The sequence below is a fragment of the Pseudoalteromonas sp. SR41-1 genome (genome assembly GCF_014164015.1).
Classification (GTDB): domain Bacteria; phylum Pseudomonadota; class Gammaproteobacteria; order Enterobacterales; family Alteromonadaceae; genus Pseudoalteromonas; species Pseudoalteromonas distincta.
Genome location: NZ_JACJEK010000025.1, coordinates 1 through 22,146, shown reverse-complemented (window position 1 = coordinate 22,146; position 22,146 = coordinate 1). Strand labels below are relative to the sequence as shown.

22 protein-coding genes and 1 pseudogene are annotated in these 22,146 nt (G+C 40.6%); 15 read left to right on the top strand and 8 right to left on the bottom strand.

Features of this window, described 5'->3' with window-relative positions:
- The first annotated feature begins 40 nt into the window (after nucleotides 1-40).
- Nucleotides 41-490, top strand: coding sequence for a hypothetical protein (locus tag H5118_RS18275; RefSeq protein WP_004335197.1), 450 nt, complete (start codon nucleotides 41-43; stop codon nucleotides 488-490).
- 197 nt (nucleotides 491-687) lie between these two features.
- On the opposite strand, the gene tusA is transcribed toward H5118_RS18275, so the two are convergent.
- The 3 genes from tusA to fadB all read right to left on the bottom strand — a co-directional run bounded on the left by tusA (nucleotide 688) and on the right by fadB (nucleotide 4,553).
- On the bottom strand, nucleotides 688-927 hold the full coding sequence (gene tusA, locus H5118_RS18270) for a sulfurtransferase TusA (RefSeq protein WP_004335190.1): 240 nt from the start codon (nucleotides 925-927) through the stop codon (nucleotides 688-690).
- Between the two features lie 292 nt (nucleotides 928-1,219).
- Nucleotides 1,220-2,389, bottom strand: a complete 1,170-nt coding sequence (fadA, locus tag H5118_RS18265; RefSeq protein ID WP_024597185.1) for an acetyl-CoA C-acyltransferase FadA — start codon at nucleotides 2,387-2,389, stop codon at nucleotides 1,220-1,222.
- Between the two features lie 4 nt (nucleotides 2,390-2,393).
- A complete protein-coding gene (fadB, locus tag H5118_RS18260; RefSeq protein WP_138489862.1) occupies nucleotides 2,394-4,553 on the bottom strand; it encodes a fatty acid oxidation complex subunit alpha FadB in 2,160 nt (719 codons plus the stop codon).
- A 193-nt stretch (nucleotides 4,554-4,746) separates the two neighbouring features.
- Here fadB and H5118_RS18255 point away from each other — a divergent pair, with 193 nt between their 5' ends.
- From H5118_RS18255 to H5118_RS18220, 8 genes are all read left to right on the top strand, one after another.
- Nucleotides 4,747-6,633 carry a transglycosylase SLT domain-containing protein gene (locus tag H5118_RS18255; RefSeq protein ID WP_182716737.1) on the top strand — a complete coding sequence of 629 codons (1,887 nt, stop codon included), beginning with the start codon at nucleotides 4,747-4,749 and terminating at the stop codon, nucleotides 6,631-6,633.
- 310 nt (nucleotides 6,634-6,943) lie between these two features.
- Entirely contained in the window at nucleotides 6,944-8,266 is a 1,323-nt protein-coding gene (gene pepQ / locus H5118_RS18250) for a Xaa-Pro dipeptidase (RefSeq protein WP_024597188.1), read from the top strand.
- Between the two features lie 86 nt (nucleotides 8,267-8,352).
- Entirely contained in the window at nucleotides 8,353-8,967 is a 615-nt protein-coding gene (locus H5118_RS18245) for a YigZ family protein (RefSeq protein WP_007377640.1), read from the top strand.
- A gap of 96 nt (nucleotides 8,968-9,063) precedes the next feature.
- A complete protein-coding gene (locus H5118_RS18240) occupies nucleotides 9,064-10,515 on the top strand; it encodes a TrkH family potassium uptake protein (protein ID WP_004335179.1) in 1,452 nt (483 codons plus the stop codon).
- Nucleotides 10,516-10,560: 45 nt separating this feature from the next.
- The gene (locus H5118_RS18235; protein WP_024597190.1) at nucleotides 10,561-11,220 is read left to right on the top strand and encodes a flagellar brake protein; all 660 of its coding nucleotides are present in this window, start codon (nucleotides 10,561-10,563) and stop codon (nucleotides 11,218-11,220) included.
- Nucleotides 11,221-11,685: 465 nt separating this feature from the next.
- A complete protein-coding gene (locus tag H5118_RS18230) occupies nucleotides 11,686-11,898 on the top strand; it encodes an EF-hand domain-containing protein (RefSeq protein WP_004335175.1) in 213 nt (70 codons plus the stop codon).
- A gap of 140 nt (nucleotides 11,899-12,038) precedes the next feature.
- Entirely contained in the window at nucleotides 12,039-12,251 is a 213-nt protein-coding gene (locus H5118_RS18225; protein WP_182749647.1) for a calmodulin, read from the top strand.
- A 63-nt stretch (nucleotides 12,252-12,314) separates the two neighbouring features.
- Nucleotides 12,315-12,530 (top strand): EF-hand domain-containing protein, encoded by a 216-nt coding sequence (locus H5118_RS18220; protein WP_182694279.1) that lies wholly within the window; start codon nucleotides 12,315-12,317, stop codon nucleotides 12,528-12,530.
- Between the two features lie 81 nt (nucleotides 12,531-12,611).
- On the opposite strand, the gene trkA is transcribed toward H5118_RS18220, so the two are convergent.
- The 4 genes from trkA to def form a co-directional block, all read right to left on the bottom strand.
- Complete coding sequence (gene trkA / locus H5118_RS18215; RefSeq protein WP_154904167.1) at nucleotides 12,612-13,988, bottom strand: Trk system potassium transporter TrkA; 1,377 nt, start codon at nucleotides 13,986-13,988, stop codon at nucleotides 12,612-12,614.
- 86 nt (nucleotides 13,989-14,074) lie between these two features.
- On the bottom strand, nucleotides 14,075-15,370 hold the full coding sequence (rsmB, locus tag H5118_RS18210) for a 16S rRNA (cytosine(967)-C(5))-methyltransferase RsmB (RefSeq protein ID WP_182749646.1): 1,296 nt from the start codon (nucleotides 15,368-15,370) through the stop codon (nucleotides 14,075-14,077).
- Entirely contained in the window at nucleotides 15,363-16,316 is a 954-nt protein-coding gene (gene fmt, locus H5118_RS18205) for a methionyl-tRNA formyltransferase (protein ID WP_182738246.1), read from the bottom strand. The genes rsmB and fmt overlap by 8 nt, the downstream gene beginning before the upstream one ends.
- A gap of 21 nt (nucleotides 16,317-16,337) precedes the next feature.
- Complete coding sequence (def, locus tag H5118_RS18200; protein WP_004335162.1) at nucleotides 16,338-16,844, bottom strand: peptide deformylase; 507 nt, start codon at nucleotides 16,842-16,844, stop codon at nucleotides 16,338-16,340.
- A 118-nt stretch (nucleotides 16,845-16,962) separates the two neighbouring features.
- Here def and H5118_RS18195 point away from each other — a divergent pair, with 118 nt between their 5' ends.
- The 6 genes from H5118_RS18195 (at nucleotide 16,963) to hemF (ending at nucleotide 21,910) form a co-directional block, all read left to right on the top strand.
- Nucleotides 16,963-18,081, top strand: a complete 1,119-nt coding sequence (locus H5118_RS18195; protein ID WP_004335161.1) for a LysM peptidoglycan-binding domain-containing protein — start codon at nucleotides 16,963-16,965, stop codon at nucleotides 18,079-18,081.
- A gap of 31 nt (nucleotides 18,082-18,112) precedes the next feature.
- Nucleotides 18,113-19,204, top strand: coding sequence for a DNA-processing protein DprA (dprA, locus tag H5118_RS18190; protein WP_024594983.1), 1,092 nt, complete (start codon nucleotides 18,113-18,115; stop codon nucleotides 19,202-19,204).
- A 1-nt stretch (nucleotide 19,205) separates the two neighbouring features.
- Nucleotides 19,206-19,679, top strand: coding sequence for a DUF494 family protein (locus H5118_RS18185; RefSeq protein WP_004335158.1), 474 nt, complete (start codon nucleotides 19,206-19,208; stop codon nucleotides 19,677-19,679).
- 114 nt (nucleotides 19,680-19,793) lie between these two features.
- Complete coding sequence (locus tag H5118_RS18180; RefSeq protein WP_004335155.1) at nucleotides 19,794-20,369, top strand: type I DNA topoisomerase; 576 nt, start codon at nucleotides 19,794-19,796, stop codon at nucleotides 20,367-20,369.
- Between the two features lie 25 nt (nucleotides 20,370-20,394).
- A complete protein-coding gene (locus H5118_RS18175) occupies nucleotides 20,395-20,958 on the top strand; it encodes an L-threonylcarbamoyladenylate synthase (protein WP_004335153.1) in 564 nt (187 codons plus the stop codon).
- A gap of 1 nt (nucleotide 20,959) precedes the next feature.
- Nucleotides 20,960-21,910, top strand: coding sequence for an oxygen-dependent coproporphyrinogen oxidase (hemF, locus tag H5118_RS18170; protein WP_182749645.1), 951 nt, complete (start codon nucleotides 20,960-20,962; stop codon nucleotides 21,908-21,910).
- A 44-nt stretch (nucleotides 21,911-21,954) separates the two neighbouring features.
- Here the strand turns inward: hemF and H5118_RS18165 are convergent.
- Nucleotides 21,955-22,146: pseudogene (locus H5118_RS18165) on the bottom strand (IS4 family transposase); the annotation flags it as partial.

Sequence of the window (22,146 nt, the reverse complement as noted above, 5' to 3'; positions counted from 1 at the left end):
TGGCTTTTTAGTTTTCACTGTATGCAAAGGATACCCATTGATGATTTCTATGAAACGAATTTTAACCTTAGCAATTGCTGGTTTACTTACTGCCTGTACAAGCCAAATTTCGATTAACGATGTATTGCCACAGCAAGAGCTTGACCGCACAATTTACTTACGTGGCGACTTTACACTGTGGGATGCAGAGCCCCAGTATCAGTTTGCGCCAGTTGGCCCTGCGCTTTATCAAGCGCAAGTTAAATTTTCGACGCCTGGTAAAGTGTACGAATTTAAAATAGCTGATGCCGATTTTAGTGAAGGCTACAACTGTGGTTACAGCGATGCACAACCAGCAGGGCAAAAACTAACACTCGGCCAGCCAGCTATCGCAGACTGTAATACTATTTATAACTACTTTAGTTTCACACCAGCAATAAAAGGCACGTACATAGTAAGTATTGATTACAGTGACTACGATAAGCCACAAGTGACGATAACGAAGAAGTGATTTTTAGCTATTTAATAGCCCTAGTGGGTTGATGGATTTGTGACAAGGACGTTGTAGGATTTATTCAGCATTAACACCAAGGGGGTTTAGTCGTTTGGGTAGAGTGAAGCGAAACCCAACATGTGTGGCGAACAAAACTATTTTGGTGGTTATTAAATACGTTGGGTTTCGTAAAACTCAACCCAACCTACGTGAGTTTAAAGCCCTTTCTTCACCACATATCTATACGGTGCTTCCTCTGCATCTTTAGCCACCAGCGTGTGATCCATAAACGTACAAAAGCTCGGAATGTCGCGAGTGGTTGATGGGTCATCAGCAGTTATTAATAACGTTTCACCATCATTCATTTTGCGAATAGCAGCACGTACCATCATTACTGGCTCTGGGCAGCGAAGGCCTATAGCATCTAATTGGTGATCGGGATTATCAAAGCTCATAATAAATTGGCCTGTTTAATTAAAGTGATTGCTGTGTACGCGAGTGCTTAGGTATAGCAATTAATAAGTTTGGCAGTTTAACGCAATTTTATATGTAATTTAACTATTTTACTTTATGCTTTTAGCGGTTTCAAAATACCCTATTTAATAATACGCCCGATCACATAATTAAGCTGTTACATGCTTGCTTGATAAAGGGACGTTTTTATAAATGAAGCTAATAAAAAAGGCGAACTGAATAAAATCAGTTCGCCTTTTTAATCACCAAGATGGTTTTACATGTTTAAGCTAATTAGTCTTGAACACGTTCAAATACAGTTGCAATGCCTTGGCCTAAACCAATACACATAGTTGCTAAACCGTATCGTACATTTTTGTCTTCCATTAAGTGAATAAGCGATGTGCTAATACGCGAACCCGAACAACCCAGTGGGTGACCAAGTGCGATTGCGCCGCCATTTAAATTCACTTTTTCGTCAACAACATCCATTAACCCTAAATCTTTCATTACAGGTAATGATTGTGCTGCAAAGGCTTCATTAAGTTCTACTACGCCTAGGTCATCAATTGTAATACCGGCTTGTGCAAGTGCTTTTTTACTTGCTGGTACTGGGCCGTAACCCATAATTGATGGATCGCAACCAGCGACTGCCATTGCTTTAATGCGCGCACGAATTGGTAAACCAAGTTCTTTTGCTTTTTCTTCGCTCATTACTAACATTGCAGATGCGCCGTCAGAAAGTGCTGAAGAAGTACCGGCTGTTACCGTACCTGATGCAGGATTAAATACTGGGCGAAGCTTTGATAGACCTTCTACTGTTGTTTCTGGGCGAATTACTTCGTCGTCTTCAACTAAGATAAGCGAACCATCTGCATCGTGACCTTCCATTGCTAAAATTTCGCGACGGAAGCGGCCTTCAACAGTTGCAGCTTGTGCACGTTGATGTGAACGGTAAGCAAATTCATCTTGTTGCTCACGGCTAATGCCATGAAGCGTTGCAAGGTATTCTGCTGTTAAGCCCATAGAGCCAGACGCTTGTGCAATTGATGTTGCTAAGCCTGGGTGAAAGTCGTTGCCGTGAGTCATAGGTACGTGACCCATGTGCTCAACACCACCAATTAGGTAAGTGTCGCCAGCGCCTGTCATTATTGCGCGTGCTGCGTCATGCAATGCTTGCATAGAAGAGCCACATAAACGGTTAACCGTAACAGCAGGAACGCTGTGCGGAATACCGGCAAGCAATGATGCGTTACGTGCTACGTTAAAGCCTTGCTCTAATGTTTGCTGTACACAACCCCAATAAATATCGTCAATTGATGCAGGATCAACTGCAGGGTTGCGATCTAGCAAGCCTTTCATTAAATGTGCGCTTAAGTCTTCTGCACGTTTATGTTTGAATACACCACTTTTAGAGCGACCCATTGGTGTGCGGATACAATCTACAATTACTGGATTATTCATGATATTAACCTTCCACCTTATAGAAAACACGACCTTCTTCGGCCCACTTGCGAGTTTGTTCAGATACTTGGTAAATCGCACCTAGGTGAGCGTATTTGTCTGCTGCTGCAACAAAGTTAGCTAAACCAGTTTGATCTAAGTAACGGAACGCGCCGCCTCTAAATGGAGGGAAACCAACACCGTAAACTAATGCCATATCTGCTTCTTGCGGCGAGGCAACAATGCCTTCTTGCAAACACAGTAGCACTTCGTTAATCATTGGAATCATACAACGGTCGATGATTTCTTGTTTATCAAATTCTTTTGGTGCGTCTGTGATTGGGCTTAGTAGCTCAATTGCTGTCTCGTCATGAGACTTTTTAAGACGACCGCGACGATCTGTTTCGTATTTGTAAAAACCGGCTTTGTTCTTTTGTCCAAAACGTTTTTCGTTGGCAAAAATAGTCACAGGGTCTTTATCAGCACGAGCCATACGCTCAGGGAAGCCGTCAGCCATTACGCCAGTACAATGGAACGCTGTATCAATACCTACAACATCAAGTAGGTAAGCCGGACCCATAGGCCAGCCAAATACGTTTTCCATTACTTTATCTACTTTTGCAAAGTTAGCGCCTTCAACCACTAATTTGCTAAAACCTGCAAAGTAAGGGAATAAAACACGGTTTACGAAAAAGCCTGGGCAATCGTTAACAACAATTGGCGATTTACCTAATTTAAGCGCGTAATCAACTACTGCATTAATTGTTTTATCTGAGGTTTTTGCACCACGGATAATTTCTACTAATGGCATTTTTGGCACAGGGTTGAAAAAGTGCATACCACAGAAGTTTTCTGGCTTATCTAGCGCTTGCGCTAGTAAATCAATACAAATAGTCGATGTGTTTGAAGTAAGTACAGTGCCTTCTGGCATGTTCTTTTCAAGATCAGCGAGTACTGCTTGCTTAACTTTAGGGTTTTCTACAACGGCTTCAACAATGATGTTGGCACTTTGTAGGTCTGACTCGTTAAGTGTTGGCTTAATTTTGCTAAGTGTTGCCAACATTTTTTCCATTGGCATGTGACCACGCTTAACTTTTGCACCTAATAACTTAGATGCTTCACCCATACCTAAATCAAGCGCATCTTGTTGGATGTCTTTCATTATAATAGGTGTGCCTTTATAAGCAGACTGGTATGCAATACCGCCACCCATAATACCAGCACCTAATACAGCGGCTTGTTTAATTTCTACATCGCTGTGCTTAGCAAATTTACGTGCTTTACCTTTAATGTATTGATCAGCTAGGAATATACCTGTCTGTGCAGCTGCTTCTGGTGTGCGTGCTAATTTAGCAAAGTTAGCGTTTTCGATTGCCATTGCTTCATCGCGAGTACAGTTTGCCGCTGCTTTAATAGTACGTACAGCCATAACCGGTGCAGGATAGTGGCCTTTGGTTTTACCCATTACCATACCTTCTGCCATAGCAAAGCTCATGCCTTGCTCAACACGGTTTAATTTAAGTGGCTGTAGTTTTACGTTGCGTTTTGCTTGCCAATCTAGCTTGCCAGCAATCGCCAGTTCAAGTGTTGATACACTTGACTCTAGAAGTTTGTCAGCACTAACTACCGCGTCAAACGCACCTACTTTAAGGGCATCTGCTGCGCGGTTTTCTGCGCCTGAGGTAATCCACATCATCGCGTTATCGGCGCCAATGATACGTGGTAAGCGCACTGTGCCACCAAACCCTGGCATTATGCCAAGTTTAACTTCTGGTAGGCCCATTTTAGCTGTTTCGCTTGCCACACGATAATCGGTAGCAAGTGCCCACTCACAACCACCGCCAAGTGCCATACCGTTTATAGCGCTTAGAGTTGGGAATGGTAAATCTTCAATTGCATCAAAAACGTCGGTTGCGTTTTTGATCCACACTACTAATTCTTCTTCAGGTTTAGTAAATGTAGGTAAAAATTCGAAGATATCGGCACCAATAATAAAGTGGTCTTTATCACTGGTAAAAATCATGCCTTTGATATCAGTATTGGCGGCTAATTCTTTTAATGCTGCTGCGCAATCTGAAAGAGTTTTTTGAGATAGTGTGTTTACAGAACCTGCAACACAAAACTTAAACTCGGCGATGTTTTCCTTTAGGAAGCTAACTTCAAAGGAATCGCTTTTATATAACATTATTATTCTCCCTAGTTGACGAACTAAGACTGGTACGATGAGTTTGTATTTCAATCAGTGTGCTTGCTTTAAATTAAAAATGCAACGAAAAATTTAACTCGGTTACAATCGACTGGTTAAAATATAGCTGGTTTGGTGCTAAGGTGGTTGAAAAGTTTTTATTCACTACTTTAATTTTTTATTAAAGGACATTATGAAAAAATATTTATTAAGCATTGCGGCAGCTGCATTCATTTTCCCTCTTCATTCTGCCGAGGCAAGTATTGATAACGATGCATTTTTAGATGCCGAAAAAAAAGTAAGGTACGGCAGTTACCAAGACTTTAAACAAGCGGTTAGTAACCTAAATCATCCGTTAAAACCTTATGTTGAAAAAACGTATTGGCAACGCCATCCGAGCATTAAACATCAGGCAGAAATAGAAGAATATTTAAATATATACCAGCATACGCCGCTTGAGTGGCCGGTCCGTAAAGCGTGGTTAGAGTATTTAAAAGATAACAACGAAAAGGCGGCGTATATCCGCAACTATCGTGAAACGTCTAATACGGAGCTTACTTGTACTTATTTAGATTTTCAGCTTGATTTAGGTGCGCCCGAAAAGGCAATTCTAAATCAGGTGACCGACTTATGGGCTGTAGGTAAATCGCAACCTAATGGTTGTGATAGTTTATTTTCTACGTGGCGTAAAAAAGGCTACATGAAAGAAGAAACGGTTTGGAAGCGTGTAACACTTGCTGCACAAGGCGGAACGCAAAGCTTATTACCTTACTTAAAAACTTTATTACCAAGTAAGGAGCGTTACTTAGCTGACTTATATTTAAAAGTGCGAAAAGATCCAAGCGCAGCCGCTGGATTATATAGATATAAAAACAAGTCGGCTAAAGAAGGGCAAATAGCTATTTATGGTGTTAAGCGTTTGGTTTGGCGCGATAAAGAGCTAGCTTTAAAAGCATGGGAAAAGCTAGAAAAAATATTTAAGTACAGCGATGAAGAAAAAGCGGATGTGTATTACACTTTTGCATTGTCACTTGCCTCTAGCGGGCATAAACAAGCGAGCTTTTGGCTAAATAAAGTGCCAAAAGAGCGACTAGACAGCAAGCTTATTCAGTGGCAACTGGGCAATATGCTCAAAACCCAAGATTGGGAAGGGATTGCTGCATTTTTTACAGGTAAAGAAAATTTAAGTCTTGGTCAGCAATATTGGTTAGCTTATAGCTATGCACAACGTGGCGAGCAACAAAAAGCAGACGACATCTGGAAAAAAGTAGCGGCTAATCGTGATTATTACGGCTTTTTAGCCGCAGCACGTTTGGGGTTGCCCGTTGATTTAAATAATCAGCCTTTAGCAGTCGATAAGGTACTTGTAGATAAAGTGAGTAATGCACCAGGCTTTAAGCGTGCAAAAGCACTTTATGATATTGAGCGCTTTACGTCGGCGCGCCGTGAATGGAATTACTTAACGGATACCTCCAGCGATGAAGAAAAGCTGGCAGCATCACAGTTATCTACCGATTTAGGTTGGCACGACAGTACTATTTTTACTTTAGCAAAAATTAAAGCATGGGATAATGTAGAGCAACGTTTTCCGTTTGCGTTTCAAGATGTTTTTGAGCGCTACAGTAAACGTAGCAAGATAGATGTTGCTTGGAGTATTGCTATTGCAAGGCGCGAAAGCTCTTTTGCGCCAGATGCACGCTCGCATGCTAATGCGCGTGGTTTAATGCAGTTATTACCTAGTACTGCTGAGTATGTAAATAAAGGCAGTGTGACAAGTAGTCGTTTATATCAACCTAAAACAAATATTAGGTTGGGTACGAGTTACTTACAATACTTAAAAAAGAAAAACCATGGCAATGAAGTGCTGGCTACGGCTTCTTATAATGCGGGTTATCACCGTATAAAGCGTTGGTTACCTGATGACGCTATTCCGGCTGAGTTATGGGTAGAGCTTATTCCGTATCGCGAAACCCGCGATTACGTAAAAAATGTATTTGCGTACAGGCAGGTTTACCATACAAGAATGGGCCGAGAAGGTAATGTATTAGCGCCGCTACTCGAAATGAAAATGGGCGGTTGAATATATGATACCAATCGACCAATAACTTAACACGATAGGTATAGGTATTAATAAGGGGGATGTTTACATGTTAAATATCCCCCTTTTTTGAGCGCTGAGGGTCATACCAATTTTATTAAAAACATGATCATTCTAGCGTATTAAATAACTCAATAACTGCGTTAAAAATTATTTATATAGAACAACTATGTATCATAATTTTAGCCTTGTTATTAAGCTATTTTCTTATCGCTATAATAGATCATTAATTTAATGCAATTGGTATAAGTGATAGACTCATAGCAAGTTAAATTTAACAGATGGATTAACAATGGATAAATTAGCCGTTTTATACGCCGAACATATTGCAACACTGCAACAGCGTACTCGTACAATTTGTAATAGCGAAGGGTTAGAAGGATTAGTAATTCATTCAGGCCAAGCTAAGCGCCAGTTTTTAGATGATATGTATTATCCATTTAAAGTTAATCCACAGTTTAAAGCATGGTTACCGGTTATTGATAATCCTCATTGCTGGATTGTGGTAAATGGCAGCGACAAGCCAAAACTCATATTTTATCGCCCGGTAGATTTTTGGCATAAAGTACCAGACGAGCCTCGCGACTTTTGGGCAGAGTACTTTGATATAGAGCTACTACTTCAGCCTGATCAAGTAGAAAAGTTATTACCATACGATAAAGCTAAATATGCTTACATGGGTGAATACATTGAAGTAGCGCAAGCACTTGGTTTTAGTATTATGAACCCTGAGCCTGTACTTAACTATTTTCATTACCACCGCGCTTATAAAACCCAGTACGAACTTGAATGTTTACGCAACGCTAACCGCATTGCAGTAGATGGGCATAAAGCTGCACGCGATACATTCTTTAATGGTGGTAGCGAGTTCGACATTCAGCAAGCGTACTTAATGGCGACACGTCAAAGCGAAAATGAAATGCCGTACGGCAACATTGTTGCGCTTAACGAAAACTGCGCTATTTTGCACTACACGCACTTTGATCCAAAAGTGCCGCACACCCACAACTCATTTTTAATTGATGCCGGTGCAAACTTTAATGGTTACGCTGCTGATATTACTCGTACGTATGATTTTAAAAAGCAGGGTGAGTTTGCTGAGCTTGTACAAGCGATGACTGTTCAACAAATCGAGTTAGGTAAAGGTTTAAAGCCGGGTATGCTTTATGGTGATTTACACGTTGAATGCCATAACCGTATCGCACAAATACTCAGTGACTTTAAAATTGTTAACCTACCCGCGGAGGAAATTGTTGAGCGTAAAATTACATCTACTTTCTTCCCGCATGGACTAGGACATCACCTAGGTTTACAAGTGCATGATATGGGCGGTTTTATGAGTGACGAAAAGGGCACACATCAACCATCGCCTGAAGGGCATCCGTTCTTGCGTTGTACTCGCCTGATCGAAAAAAACCAAGTGTTTACTATTGAGCCAGGTTTATACTTTATTGATTCACTGCTTGGTGATTTAGCGCAAACCGATAATAAGCAGTTTATTAACTGGGAAAAGGTAGAGTCATTTAAACCATTTGGCGGCATTCGTATTGAAGATAACATTATTGTTCACGAAGATAGCCTAGAGAATATGACGCGTAATTTAGAACTCGATTAATTTCTATAAAGACGAGTTAGCGAATAAACGTTAAAATATGCATATGAACGGGGCCTTTAGGCCCCATTTTTAATTGAGCTTTTAATATGTCTGAATATAAATATCCTGCTGCTGACGTTTTTCATCAAGAAGAAATTAAAAAAAGTACGTTTATAGTCCACATTGCACATACCCCCGATTTAAATTCAGCCAAAGCATTTATTAAAAGCATTGAAGAAAAGTATAGCGATGCGCGTCATAACTGCTGGGCACATGTGGCAGGCAACCCCGGTGGTAGTCATGTTTATGGTTTTTCGGACGATGGTGAACCCAATGGCACGGCAGGAAAGCCTATGTTAAATGTGCTGGTGGGTTCAGGCCTTGGCGAAATCACAGCTGTTGTTACACGTTACTTTGGCGGTATAAAATTAGGCACAGGCGGATTAGTACGTGCTTATGGTGGCTCATTAAATAATGCACTAGTAAAATTGCAAACAGTGCTTAAAGTTCCCAGTGTTGAAATTACAGGGAGTAGCGAGTACAGCATGCAAGGTGCGATTGAGCAGTTATTAAAAACAAAGTATCAAGTGCTTAATATTGATAAGCAATTTACTGCTAATATTGAATGGGTGATTACAATAGATAGCCGCGAAGCTCAGCAAGCAATCAAAGATATTTTTGATTTAAGTCACGGCGCAGTTGAGTTAACTATTAAAGAGTAATAACCTAGACAAATTGCATGTAATGCATACTGACCCTATTTAATTTGGTTGATACTACTCAGCCTGAATTTACTAATAATAAAAGCGACAAGCTAAATGCAATTTCGTACCATCATAAAAATTCTTGGCCAACTTGTTGCGCTGTTTAGTATTACCATGGTGCCGCCGGCACTGGTGTCTTTAATATATAAAGACGGTGGTGGTGTTCCTTTTGTTTTAGCATTTATCTTTAGTGTTGTTATTGGCATGATGGCTTATTACCCAAACCGCCATGAAAACGGTGACTTAAAAGCGCGTGAAGGCTTTTTAATTGTTGTCCTGTTTTGGCTGGTACTTGGGGCGTTTGCGTCCTTGCCGCTTATCTTTTTACAAGAACCTAACTTATCGCTCGCCGATGCGGTATTTGAAGCATTTTCTGGCTTAACAACCACCGGCGCTACGGTGCTTACCGGTATTGAGTATTTACCCAAGTCGGTATTGTTTTATCGCCAGCAACTCCAGTGGTTTGGCGGTATGGGTATAATCGTACTCGCTGTTGCTATACTCCCAATGCTAGGTGTTGGTGGTATGCAGTTGTACCGCGCTGAAATACCAGGGCCTGTAAAAGATTCTAAAATGACCCCGCGAATTGCCGATACTGCAAAGCACCTTTGGTATATTTATGTGTCGTTGACTATTACTTGTATGCTGGCTTATTGGGCTGCGGGAATGGAGTGGTTTGATGCTATATGCCATGCATTCTCAACGGTGGCAATAGGTGGTTTTTCTACTTACGACGCCTCCATGGGGCACTTTGACAGCCCTGTAATTAACTTTATTTGTGTGTTCTTTTTAATTATTGCCGCTGTTAACTTCTCCCTGCATTACGCCGCAGTGGCGAGCCGAAATATACAAGTTTATATTAGAGACCCAGAGTTTAAGGTGTTTTTGTGTATTCAATTAGCGCTGGTGGTTATTTGTTTTACCGTACTTTCCTCTAACGAAATATTTGCTAATGGCGATGAAACCCTCGATCAGGCGTTATTTCAAGCTGTTTCAATGAGTACAACAGCAGGCTTTGCTACTGATAACTTTTCAACATGGCCTTTGTTTTTACCTATTTTACTTATATTTTCGAGCTTTATTGGTGGCTGTGCAGGCTCTACCGGTGGTGGTATGAAAGTAGTGCGCGTATTTTTACTTTATTTGCAGGGCGTGCGTGAGCTCAATCGTTTAGTGCACCCACGGGCTATATATTCAATCAAGCTGGGTCGTAAGGCGTTGCCAGACAAAGTAGTAGAAGCCGTGTGGGGATTTTTCTCTGCATATGCGCTTGTATTTATTATTATCATGTTAGCGCTTATGGGCACGGGTATGGATAACATAACTGCGTTCTCAGCCACTGCGGCTTGTTTAAATAACTTAGGGCCTGGCTTAGGAGATGTAGCGTCGCATTATGGTGCTATAACCGATGGTGCTAAATGGTTGCTTACTATTGCAATGGTGTTTGGTCGCCTAGAAATATTTACTTTATTAGTGTTATTTACGCCTACATTTTGGCGTGGATAAACGAGCGGCTTAAGTTTTAAATTACAAAATATTGGAAAAAGGGATATGCCAACAAATTTAGAAAAGCTAAAGCATATAGGTGTAGGCAGTTTAGTTGACCTAGAAATATTAACACCTACAAGCAGTAAGCGTGTTAAAACTGAATTAGTTGGTTTACTCGATAAACAGTTTATTATTTTAAATTATCCCAATGCTAAGCGTTTACCTGCAGCGAGTGACTATTTACGTGATGGTGTAATGGTTGTTGTAAGAGCACTGATTGAAGGCAGTGGCGGGCAAGTTATTGCGTTTCGCCAGCAAATTATGTCAGTAGCCTCTCATCCCGCTAAACTCGTCTTTATTAATTTTCCTAAGCAAGTGCAGCTATTTGCGCTACGCTCGCAAACACGCATACCTACCTTGTTACCTGCAAAGCTAAAACTAAGTGACGATAGAGTGCTTGAAGGCCTTATTAAGGACATTTCACTCACTGGTGTAATGTTTGATATTAGAGGCGATCAGCAAGCTGAAGGTATTAAAGATATGCAATGCACTGTCGTACTCAATAGTAGTGATAAAGATTTTGAAGGTGAAATTTGCAGTGTTAAAGAGCATGTCGCAGGTGTGCACTGCGGAATTAAGCTACTAGCAAGCGAGGATGAAATGAAAACCTTTATGAAAGAGCATTTTATAGACCCATCTGCGCTTGAGCCCACCGTTGACTAAATCGTTTTTCGCTTATTTGCAACAAAATGTCGTTTTACGTGAGTATTTATAAAGTGTTTTTTTGTTTTTATATAATTAAAAATATTATTCAGATAAAACAATGTTTTACGTATTTTTTGTTATGGCTTGTTTTTTGTTGTTATAGCTACTTCGTTAAAATTAACCTTAATTATTTTTTAAAATCCCTCCTTTTATAGCTCTACATTTTAAAATGTATCTTTTTATATAAACATAACTAGTTGTTTTTAATGACTTTAGTTTTTCACCTCTAAAGCGTGTTGCGAAAAGGCAACAGTAATGACTCTGAAAATTCCTACTTATTGTACGTATTCTTTTTAACTTCTTGAAATTTAATGGCTTTTCAATGTTGGCATTTAAGTTGTAATAGTCAGGGTGTACTGAACGAAATCGTGATTCAAAGTGAAACACTTAATCGCACACACATAAATTTGAAGGATACATATTATGAAAAGCATTAATAAAACTTTAGCACTTATCGCTATTGCATCTTCTTCAGCCGCTTTTGCAGCAACAGATTTTGACACACTTGATGTAGACGGCAGTGGCACAATTAGCCAAGCAGAAGCATCAGTAGACGCAAAATTAATGAGCATGTTTTCTGAGCTTGATACTGACCAAAATGGTGAGTTATCAAAAGAAGAATTTTCAGAAGCTTAATTAAAAAGTATTTATCCTGAGTGGCCAAAGACAACCTAAGTAGGCAAGGGAGCTTACGAAAGAGGATAACAAGGAAGTGAAAAATTACGTTTTAAGTTAAACGAAGCAATTTTTTTGATAGAACATTGAAGGATTAAGTTATGAAACATTTAAATAAAGCATTAGCACTTATAGTACTAGCATCTTCTTCAGCTGCATTTGCAGCATCAGATTTTGACAGCCTTGATATTGATGGTAGCGGCACAATTAGCCCAAGCGAAGCGGCAGTCGATACCGATTTAATGGCTGAATTTATTGAGCTAGACACAGATGGTAGCGGCGAGCTTTCTAAAGAAGAGTTCTCTAATTACTAATTAAACATTTTTCACAGTCAGGGATCTTTGAAAAGGACTTCCCATATTACTAGGAATATTATTATGAAAACATTCAATACAACACTTGCAGTTATCGTTTTAGCATCTTCATCAGCAGCATATGCTGCAGTAGATTTTGCCTCTTTTGATGCAGATGGCGACGGTGCGATTTCAATGGAAGAAGCGAAGGTTAACCCTCAACTTGTGAAGATTTTTGATGATTTAGATACTGATGGAAATGGTGAAATCTCTAAAGAAGAGTTTTCAAAGGTACAGTAATCAATATTCGAAGATACTCCACTAAAGCCGCCTTAGTCAGCGGCTTTTTTGTATTTTAAATTAACTAATTAGCGTAACTAGTTAAAGGAATATAGCACTTACTTGGAATAGTTTTTCTACAACGGTAATATGTTTTTTGTCGATTAAAAACATAATGACATGATCGCCCGACATAATAATTGTATCATCGTGAGCTATCAGTACATCGTCATTACGTACTATTGCGCCAATAGTTGTACCCGCTGGAAGTTTTATGTCGGCAATCGCGCGACCAACAACTTTAGATGTGCTTTCATCACCATGAGCAACCGCTTCTATGGCTTCTGCCGCACCTTTACGCAGTGAATACACATTAACAATATCACCACGGCGTACGTGCGTTAATAACGCTGATATTGTTGCTTGTTGTGGCGATATGGCAATGTCTATTTCGCCGCCTTGTACCAAATCAACGTAAGCACCACGCTGGATAAGCACCATGGTTTTCTGTGCGCCCATACGTTTTGCAAGCATGGCTGACATAATGTTTGCTTCATCGTCGTTGGTTACGGCAATAAACACATCTACTTGTTCAATATGCTCTTCTGAGAGCAGTTCTTGATCAGATGCGTCACCACAAAAAACGACCGTGTTATCGAGCATTTCTGAGAGTTGCTCAGCACGTTCTTTACTGCGTTCAATTAGTTTAACGGTGTGGTTTTTTTCAAGTGAGCGGGCAAGGCCTGCCCCAATGTTACCGCCACCAGCTATCATAATTTTTTTGTACGAACGCTCAAGTTTTTGTAGCTCGTTCATTACTGCGCGTATATGTTTTGTAGCGGCAATAAAGAATACTTCGTCATCGGCTTCAATAACGGTGGTACCCAATGGTTTTATTGCTTTACCTTGACGATAAATAGCGGCAACACGAGTTTCTACATTAGGAATATGTTCTTTAAGTGCAGATAACGCATAACCTACAAGTAAACCGCCATAGTAAGCTTTTACGGCTACTAACGAGAGCATGCCATCAGCAAACTGCAATACTTGCAGAGCACCAGGGTAGTCAATTAAACGGCGAATATACTTAGTGACCAGTGCTTCGGGAGCAATGTAATGATCGATTGGTAAATCATCGTTTTGAAAAAGTTTTTCGCGGTATTTTAAGTATTGCTCTGAGCGAATACGAGCAATTTTAGTAGGCGTTTTAAAAATACTGTATGCCACTTGGCATGCAACCATGTTCACTTCATCTGAACTGGTTACCGCTATAATCATATCGGCATCTTCAGCACCTGCGCGGCGTAATACATCAGGATGCGCGCTGTGGCCCATAACCCCTTGTAAGTCGTACTTATCTTGAAGTTCACGTAATCGGTTACCGTCTATATCAACAACGGTAATTTCGTTTTGTTCGCCAACTAAGTTTTCAGCAAGCGTAGCACCAACTTGCCCGGCACCGAGTATAATTATTTTCATTATTTACCCGTGGTATTGATCATAATTTAATTAAAAAAATAGCCATTTAATTTTTCATAAATGGCTAACTATTTAGTGTACGGCTATTAGGCTTTTTTAACTAGCTTAGCGTAATAAAATCCATCACTTTCACCGGGCAGTAACTGCAAACCTGGCGTTGTTACGGTATCGTTTTCGTGTAGAGGTATATGTTCTACATCATCGTTATTAGCTAAAAACTTAGCAACTTGCTGTTGGTTTTCTTGTGGAAGAACTGAACACGTAGCATATACCAATGTGCCACCTGGTTTTAACAGTGGCCAAATGCTATCAAGAATATCGCTTTGTAACTTGGCTAAGTCTTCGATATCTGATGCGCGACGTAACCATTTTATGTCAGGGTGACGGCGAATTACGCCAGTGGCCGAACAAGGCACATCAAGTAAAATACGATCAAATAATTTTTCATCCCACCAGGTATGTGGTTGCGATGCATCGCCACATTGTAGGTCTGCACCTAAGCCAATACGAGTTAAGTTTTGCTTAACACGTTCAAGGCGAGTTGAGTCGCTATCAAGTGCAAGTACATCAGCATCAGCAAGCTCTAAAATATGACATGTTTTACCGCCAGGGGCTGCGCAGGCATCCAAAATATAGTCGTCTGCTTTAGGTTCTAAAAAGCGGGCTGCCAACTGTGCTGCAGCATCTTGTACTGAACATGCACCTGTATCAAACTCAGGTAACGAAAATACATCACGTGGTTTGGCAAGCTTAATCCCATCAATAAAATCAGGGTTTAAGGTGTGTTCAATATCGTTAGCGCTGAGTATGTCACTGTATTCTTGCGTGCTAAATTGGGCTTGATTGACACGAAGCCACATTGGCGCTTGTTGCTGGTTTTCTTCAAGTAGTGCTTCCCAGCTATCTGGGTAGGCTGTTTGCACCTGTTTAATAAACCAATTTGGATGGTTGTATAAACATACCGGAATAAGCTTCGCTTTTTCTTCAAGCTCAGCTTGTTGACGCTGAAAGCTACGTAAAATGGCGTTTATCAGTCCTTTTAATCCTAAAGCGCGTAGTTGAGCCAGTGCGTTAACCGTTTCTGAAATGGCAGCATGAGGTGGTACGCGCATATGCTGCAGTTGATAAATACCTACGTATAATAAAAACTGAAATATTCTACGTTTACCTTTTAATGGCTGCTCTACTAAGTGTTGGCAGTAATTTTCAAGGCTCGGTAAGTAGCGTAAAACGCCATAACAAATTTGCTGTAGCAACGCTTTATCTTTAGGCGGCAAGCCTTGGCTTGCAAATGGAAGTTCTTGATTAAGCGATGCGCCTTTATCAACTACGTTATATAAAGTTTCAGCGGCAAGCGCTCGTACGTTTGGAACATTACTCATTGTTTTCGCCTAATATTGTGCCAGGAGTAACCCAGTCACTACGACCATTTAAAAAGTCGTTAATTGCCATTGGTTTTTTACCTTGCGGCTGTAATTGCGTAATACATAAAGCGTGTTCGCCACACGCCACTACTACGCCATTTTTGTCGCTTGATAAAATTTGCCCAGGATCACCTGATTGCAGCATAACCTGCGCTTGATGAATTTTTACTGTTTGCCCACCCATTTGGGTAAAGCACATTGGCCACGGGTTAAAAGAGCGAATGTTTCGCTCGATTTGAAGCGCACTCATGGACCAGTCGATATCAGCTTCCTCTTTAGAAAGCTTTTTAGCGTAGTTAGCAAGTTCATCGTTTTGAGGTTCAGGGGTGATCTCACCATTAGCTAATTTATTAATGGTTTCAATTAACGCATCTGGACCTAGCTCAGCAAGCTTTGTATATAAGCTTGCGCTAGTTTCTGTTGTGCTAATAGGGCAGCGGCTTATATGTAGCATATCGCCGGTATCTAGCCCTTCATCCATTTGCATTATTGTTACGCCGGTTTGTTCATCACCTGCCCAAATTGCGCGTTGAATAGGTGCAGCACCGCGCCAGCGCGGTAATATAGAGCCATGCACATTTAAACAACCTAAACGTGGCGCTTCTAAAATAGCTTTAGGTAAAATTAAGCCATATGCTACAACAATCATAATGTCGGCATTTAAGCTTGTTAGCTCAGCTAGTGCTTCATCATTTTTTAATGACTGTGGCTGAAAAACCGGTAAGTTGTGCTCAAGCGCTAGCTCTTTCACTTCACTGGCTTTTAATTTTTTACCACGACCTGCAGGGCGATCTGGCTGGCTATATACACCCACTATTTGGTGTTCGCTTTGTATCAGCGCTTGTAAATGACGTGCGGCAAAGTCCGGCGTACCGGCAAATATAATGCGTAATGGTTGAGTCACTGAGTTTTCCTAAGGTGCTTATTACTGTTCTGCAAACTTGGCTTCTTTTTCAAGCTTTTTACGAATACGTTGGCGCTTTAATGGAGATAAGTAATCAATGAATAGCTTACCTTGAAGGTGATCTAGTTCATGTTGAATACAAATAGCCAATAATTCATCTGCATCTAATACAAATTCTTCACCGTTTTCGTTGAGTGCAGCGACTGTTACTGTTTCTGCGCGATCTACTTTTGCATACGAGTTAGGTACTGATAAACAGCCTTCTTCGCTAACGGTAGAGCCGTCTTTTTTTATGATTTGTGGATTAATTAATACCAGTGGCTCATTGCGCTCTTCTGATACATCAATAACAACGATTCGTTGATGAATATCTACTTGCGTGGCCGCAAGACCAATGCCATTTTCATCGTACATTGTCTCTAGCATGTCTTTTACAATTTGGCGTACTGTGTCATCAACTTGTACAACATCTTTTGCTACAGTACGTAAACGTTCATCTGGAAATCTTAAAACTTCTAACCTAGCCATAGTTACCTTTTTCACTTGTGCTTAATTTAGGGTATTGTATGCTCTTATTTTAGCCATTCGCGTTCACCTTTAACAGGTTTTGGGCAATAATAATGAAAAAACAATACAAGGAAGCTCGATGAAATCTCCACTACTTGCAATCATGCTTACGTTAAGCGCTGCGTTTCCCGCAGTTGCTGATGTACTTAAAATAAAAAAAGACGCACCAAAACAGTATGTTGTAAAAAAAGGCGATACACTTTGGGATATTTCTGGCATCTATTTAGATGAGCCTTGGCTATGGCCTGAACTTTGGCAAATGAATCCACAAATTGACAACCCACACCTAATTTACCCCGGTGATGCATTAGCGTTGATATACGATGCAGATGGAAACCCACGTTTAGTGATAAATAAAGGATATAGAAAGCTATCTCCTCAGGGTCGTATTACACCAAAAGGGCGTGATGCTATTACTACTTTGCCGCTTGAAATGATCAAACCTTATATCAGTTACGAGCAAGCAATGAACAGTGACGATATTAAAGGTAAACCTTATATTTTAGGTGCAAACGAAAATACTAAAACACAAACGCTAGGCCATATTTTATATGTTAAAGGCGACTTACAAGTACATAAAGCATATGCCATTTACCATAAAGGTGACCCCTACACTGACTTAACCGGTGAGGTGTTAGCAACGCGTGCATCTTATGTGGGTATAGCACGTGCTTTTAGAGCGGGCGATGAGAAAAATGGCGTGCCTTCATCATTACGTGTTGAGTCTGTTAAACGAGAAATTCAGCAAGGTGATTTTTTAATGCCGGCAATGGAAGGCCAAATGCTTCCTGCGTACTTTGATATACACCGTCCTTCAGAACCTGTAACAGGTAATATTATTGCTTCACCACGCGAAGTTAGAGAATTCAGCACAATGGATGTTGTGGTGCTAAACTTAGGCAGTGAACAAAATATAGAAGCGGGTCATGTATTAGATCTAGAGCGTCAATCACCAACGGTTATTGATGGTCCTCGTGGCCCTCGTTACCCAGAAGATTCTAGTAAATATGAGAAGCTTTTATCTGATGTGAGCCAATTATTTGGTGATGAGTCTGACGAACAAAACACAACGTGGACCATGCCTAAAGAAAAAGTTGGTGAGCTAATTGTCTTTAAAGTGTATGACAAAGTAAGTTATGCATTAATAACTAAAAACCAGCACCCAATTCGCATTGGAGATATTGCAGTTATTCATTAAGAAGTAGCGAGTCGGTGCTCTAGGAGAGAGCATGGATCAGTCATCTGGCAAGCTAGCCCACTGGCTTGCCTTTTATATGTGTAAAGGGTTGGGTATAAAAACTCTTTTAGCACTATCTACAAACTATTCCCTTGGGTCGTTATTCGACTTATCTCATGACAAGCTTTTACAGCTTGGGTTAACCGCTAATCAAGCGAGTAATTTACTCAACACCAATTGGCAACAAGTCAGTCATTATGAGCAATTAATAGCGCTGAACAACATTACTGTTGTCTGTATTTTTGATGCGCTTTACCCAGAAGATCTCCGGCAGATTGCCAGTGCGCCATTATTACTATTTTGCAGGGGAGATGTCTCGTTATTATCAACTCCACAAATTGCAATTGTTGGCAGTCGTAATGCTACACCTACCGGGCTTGAAATAGCCTCAGAATTTGCATACGAGTTAACTTTGGCGGGTATTACAGTTACTTCAGGTATGGCGCGGGGAATAGATGGTGCAGCACATAAAGGCTCTCTTGCTGGTACAGGTAAAACCATAGCTGTGCTTGGTACTGGGGTTGATATTTACTACCCCAAACGCCATAAACTATTAACAGACCAAGTTTTAGAAAGCGGTTTGCTGGTGAGTGAGTTTTTACCAGGCACAGCTGCTCATGCGCACAACTTTCCGCGCCGTAATCGTATTATTTCTGGGTTATCGTTAGGAGTACTTATTGTTGAGGCTGAAATTAAAAGTGGTTCGTTAATTACAGTACGCTATGCGCTTGAACAAAATAAAGAGGTATTTGCAGTACCGGGTTCTATTAAAAACCCGTTAGCGCAGGCAAGTCACTTTCTAATAAAGCAAGGTGCTAAGCTGGTAGAAAACGTGGCTGACATTCTTGATGAGGTGAGTTTCACTTACGACAATAATGTATTTAATAAAGAGCAGCCGATTCAAGCCAATTCTCAATGTGAGGTTTTAAATAGTATTGGCTTTGAAGTAACCAGTGTAGATGACATTGTGCGTCGTGCGCAGTGGCCAATAGATAAAGTACTCAGTAGGTTGCTCGATTTAGAATTAGACGATCAGATTGAGCGAGTGTTAGATGGTTACATCAAGTTAAGCGCAGGAAGGTAATATGTTTGATATTCTTTTGTATCTTTTTGAAAATTACATTCATAGCGAAGCGGATATATTTGCAGAGCAAAATGAGTTAACCGATGAGCTACTGCGTGCTGGCTTTAATAAGCCTGAGATATTTAAAGCTCTTGATTGGTTAGAGCAACTAGCCGATTTACAACACAGCGATGAGTCTCCTTATCTTATTGCTAACCCTAAAGATGCTGTGCGTATATTTACCGATAGTGAATGCCAAAGGCTCAGCGCTGAGTGTCGTGGCTTTTTAATGTTTATTGAACAAATAGGCGTAATTAACAATGTAACACGTGAAATGGTAATGGACTGTTTAGCCTCTCTCGATAAACCAACTATAAGCCTAGAAGACTTAAAGTGGATTGTACTTATGATCTTGTTTAACGTTCCTGGCTCTGAAGAGGCATATGAGCAAATGGAAGATTTGATTTTTGATGAACCCAGCGAACTTCTTCATTAGAGATAATTATCTTGATTGTACTCAAATTACTTAAAAGGATAAGCACGGCATTGCTTGTATCTTTAAGTGGTTTGGGTATATTAGGCGAAAATTCACCAACCTATTAGGATCACCATGAGTAAAATCGACCATTCGCTTTTCTCGGCGAACAAGCACGCCCTCGAAAAAGAATACGAGATATGCCCACAGTGTGGTTCAGAGTTAGTGATCCGCAATAGTAAATCAGGCCCTTTTTTAGGATGCGCAAGTTATCCCAAATGCGACTTTATTAGGCCGCTGGCACATCACGACAGTAACGAAATCAAAATATTAGAAGATTCTGCATGTCCTGAGTGTAGCAAACCGCTGGTGGTTAAAAATGGCCGCTATGGTATGTTTATTGGGTGTACGGGTTATCCAGAGTGTCATTATATTGCTAACGAAAATGAAGAAAAGCAAAGCGAAGATACTTTGCCTAGTTGCCCTAAATGCAAAAAAGGTCATTTAGTCGCGCGCAGTAATAAGTTTGGTAAAGTATTTTATTCTTGTGATTGCTACCCAAGTTGTAAATACACGCTTAATAATAAACCGGTTGAACATCCGTGTCCTGAATGTGACTGGCCTATCGTCATAGAAAGAAATATGGCAAACGGCATATTATTGCAATGCCCACAAAAAAGCTGCATGCATAAGCTCACCCCAACTGAATAACGTTTAATTATATCTGGAGACTACTTTGTCAGACCTTTCAAATACGCCCACTGCAATAACATGCTTAACGCAAGGCGAAGTTATTTTATACCCAACAGAAGCTGTATATGGTTTAGGTTGTGATCCAGATAATCAACAAGCCGTTGAGGCACTATTAGCTATTAAGCAGCGCCCGGTTGAAAAAGGGCTTATTTTAATCGCTGATAACTACGGACAATTATTAAAATACGTAGATGATGCAAAAATACCAATGGATAAACGCGCTGATATTTTTTCGAGTTGGCCTGCTGCAATTACATGGGTTATGCCTGCATCTAAAAATACGCCTAAATGGCTCACAGGGCAGTTTGATACCATCGCGGTAAGAGTAACAAACCATCCAACAGTAAAGCGTTTGTGCCAAGAGTTTGGCAAGCCATTAGTATCAACCAGTGCAAACTTAACCGGTCAAGAAACGGTAATTAGTATTGAGCAAGCCAAAGCGCAATTTGCAGAACAAGTTGGCTTTTACGTTGACGAGCCGTTAGGTGGTAATACTCAACCAAGCACAATAAAAGACGCCATGACTGGCAAAATATTTAGAGGTTAATATGCAAAGCGAATTATTAAATCAAGTAAAAGCATACTTTATGGCTTTGCAAGACACTATTTGCCAAGGTTTGGAGGCTGCAGATGGCAGTGCTAAATTTATAGAAGATAACTGGCAGCGAGCAGAAGGCGGTGGTGGTCGTACACGCGTAACCACTAATGGCACTGTAATAGAGCAAGGCGGAGTTAATTACTCTCATGTATTTGGCGCTTCAATGCCTGGTTCGGCAACAGCGCACAGACCAGAGCTTGCAGGGCGCAGCTTTCATGCGTGTGGTGTGTCGTTAGTTATTCACCCTAAAAACCCTCATGTACCAACAAGTCATGCCAATGTGCGCTTTTTTATAGCCGAAAAAGAAGGCGAAGAGCCAATATGGTGGTTTGGTGGCGGGTTTGATCTCACTCCTTTTTATCCAGTATTAGAAGACGTACAACATTGGCATCAAGTTGCTCACGACATTTGTTCGCCTTTTGGCAGCGACGTTTATCCAAAATACAAAACCTGGTGCGACGAGTACTTTTATTTAAAGCACAGAGATGAGACTCGCGGAGTAGGCGGTTTATTCTTTGACGATTTAAACGAACTTGGTTTTGAAAAGAGTTTTGCGTTTATGCAATCGGTGGGTAATGGATTTTTAGATGCCTATTTACCTATTATTGAACGTCGCAAAAATGACGAATACACAGAGCAACAACGTGATTTTCAGCTTTATCGTCGCGGGCGCTACGTTGAGTTTAATTTAGTATGGGATAGGGGCACTTTATTTGGATTGCAAAGTGGCGGGCGCACTGAGTCTATATTAATGTCTATGCCACCACTTGCACGCTGGGAATATAACTATAAACCAGAGCCAAGTAGCCCAGAAGCTAACCTATATCAGTATTACTTACGCTCGCAAGAGTGGTTAACGAGTCAACCAAGTGAGCTGATAGCCAGAGAGTGGCAATTATAAAAATTAAACAATAATCAAAAAGGCGCTAATTAGCTGTCTCTTGATCACAAGTCTGACTCAAGAGATTTTGCTAAATCGTAGCCTTCCAGGATGGCTTGTAACTTAAGCCACCCTTGCCATAACACTTTCACAGATGCACGCCCTGTGCGCTTGGTATCTTTCCAGCCTCCTAACTTTGCCAGTTCCTGATACGCCCATGACATATTTGGAGCAGTTTCAGGCAATGGTGTTTTTAT

Coding starts and splice junctions, on each gene's coding strand:
- H5118_RS18275 (WP_004335197.1), top strand. CDS start 41: ATGATTTCTATGAAACGAATTTTAACCTTAGCAATTGCTGGTTTACTT.
- tusA (WP_004335190.1), bottom strand. CDS start 927: ATGAGCTTTGATAATCCCGATCACCAATTAGATGCTATAGGCCTTCGC.
- fadA (WP_024597185.1), bottom strand. CDS start 2,389: ATGAATAATCCAGTAATTGTAGATTGTATCCGCACACCAATGGGTCGC.
- fadB (WP_138489862.1), bottom strand. CDS start 4,553: ATGTTATATAAAAGCGATTCCTTTGAAGTTAGCTTCCTAAAGGAAAAC.
- H5118_RS18255 (WP_182716737.1), top strand. CDS start 4,747: ATGAAAAAATATTTATTAAGCATTGCGGCAGCTGCATTCATTTTCCCT.
- pepQ (WP_024597188.1), top strand. CDS start 6,944: ATGGATAAATTAGCCGTTTTATACGCCGAACATATTGCAACACTGCAA.
- H5118_RS18245 (WP_007377640.1), top strand. CDS start 8,353: ATGTCTGAATATAAATATCCTGCTGCTGACGTTTTTCATCAAGAAGAA.
- H5118_RS18240 (WP_004335179.1), top strand. CDS start 9,064: ATGCAATTTCGTACCATCATAAAAATTCTTGGCCAACTTGTTGCGCTG.
- H5118_RS18235 (WP_024597190.1), top strand. CDS start 10,561: ATGCCAACAAATTTAGAAAAGCTAAAGCATATAGGTGTAGGCAGTTTA.
- H5118_RS18230 (WP_004335175.1), top strand. CDS start 11,686: ATGAAAAGCATTAATAAAACTTTAGCACTTATCGCTATTGCATCTTCT.
- H5118_RS18225 (WP_182749647.1), top strand. CDS start 12,039: ATGAAACATTTAAATAAAGCATTAGCACTTATAGTACTAGCATCTTCT.
- H5118_RS18220 (WP_182694279.1), top strand. CDS start 12,315: ATGAAAACATTCAATACAACACTTGCAGTTATCGTTTTAGCATCTTCA.
- trkA (WP_154904167.1), bottom strand. CDS start 13,988: ATGAAAATAATTATACTCGGTGCCGGGCAAGTTGGTGCTACGCTTGCT.
- rsmB (WP_182749646.1), bottom strand. CDS start 15,370: ATGAGTAATGTTCCAAACGTACGAGCGCTTGCCGCTGAAACTTTATAT.
- def (WP_004335162.1), bottom strand. CDS start 16,844: ATGGCTAGGTTAGAAGTTTTAAGATTTCCAGATGAACGTTTACGTACT.
- H5118_RS18195 (WP_004335161.1), top strand. CDS start 16,963: ATGAAATCTCCACTACTTGCAATCATGCTTACGTTAAGCGCTGCGTTT.
- dprA (WP_024594983.1), top strand. CDS start 18,113: ATGGATCAGTCATCTGGCAAGCTAGCCCACTGGCTTGCCTTTTATATG.
- H5118_RS18185 (WP_004335158.1), top strand. CDS start 19,206: ATGTTTGATATTCTTTTGTATCTTTTTGAAAATTACATTCATAGCGAA.
- H5118_RS18180 (WP_004335155.1), top strand. CDS start 19,794: ATGAGTAAAATCGACCATTCGCTTTTCTCGGCGAACAAGCACGCCCTC.
- hemF (WP_182749645.1), top strand. CDS start 20,960: ATGCAAAGCGAATTATTAAATCAAGTAAAAGCATACTTTATGGCTTTG.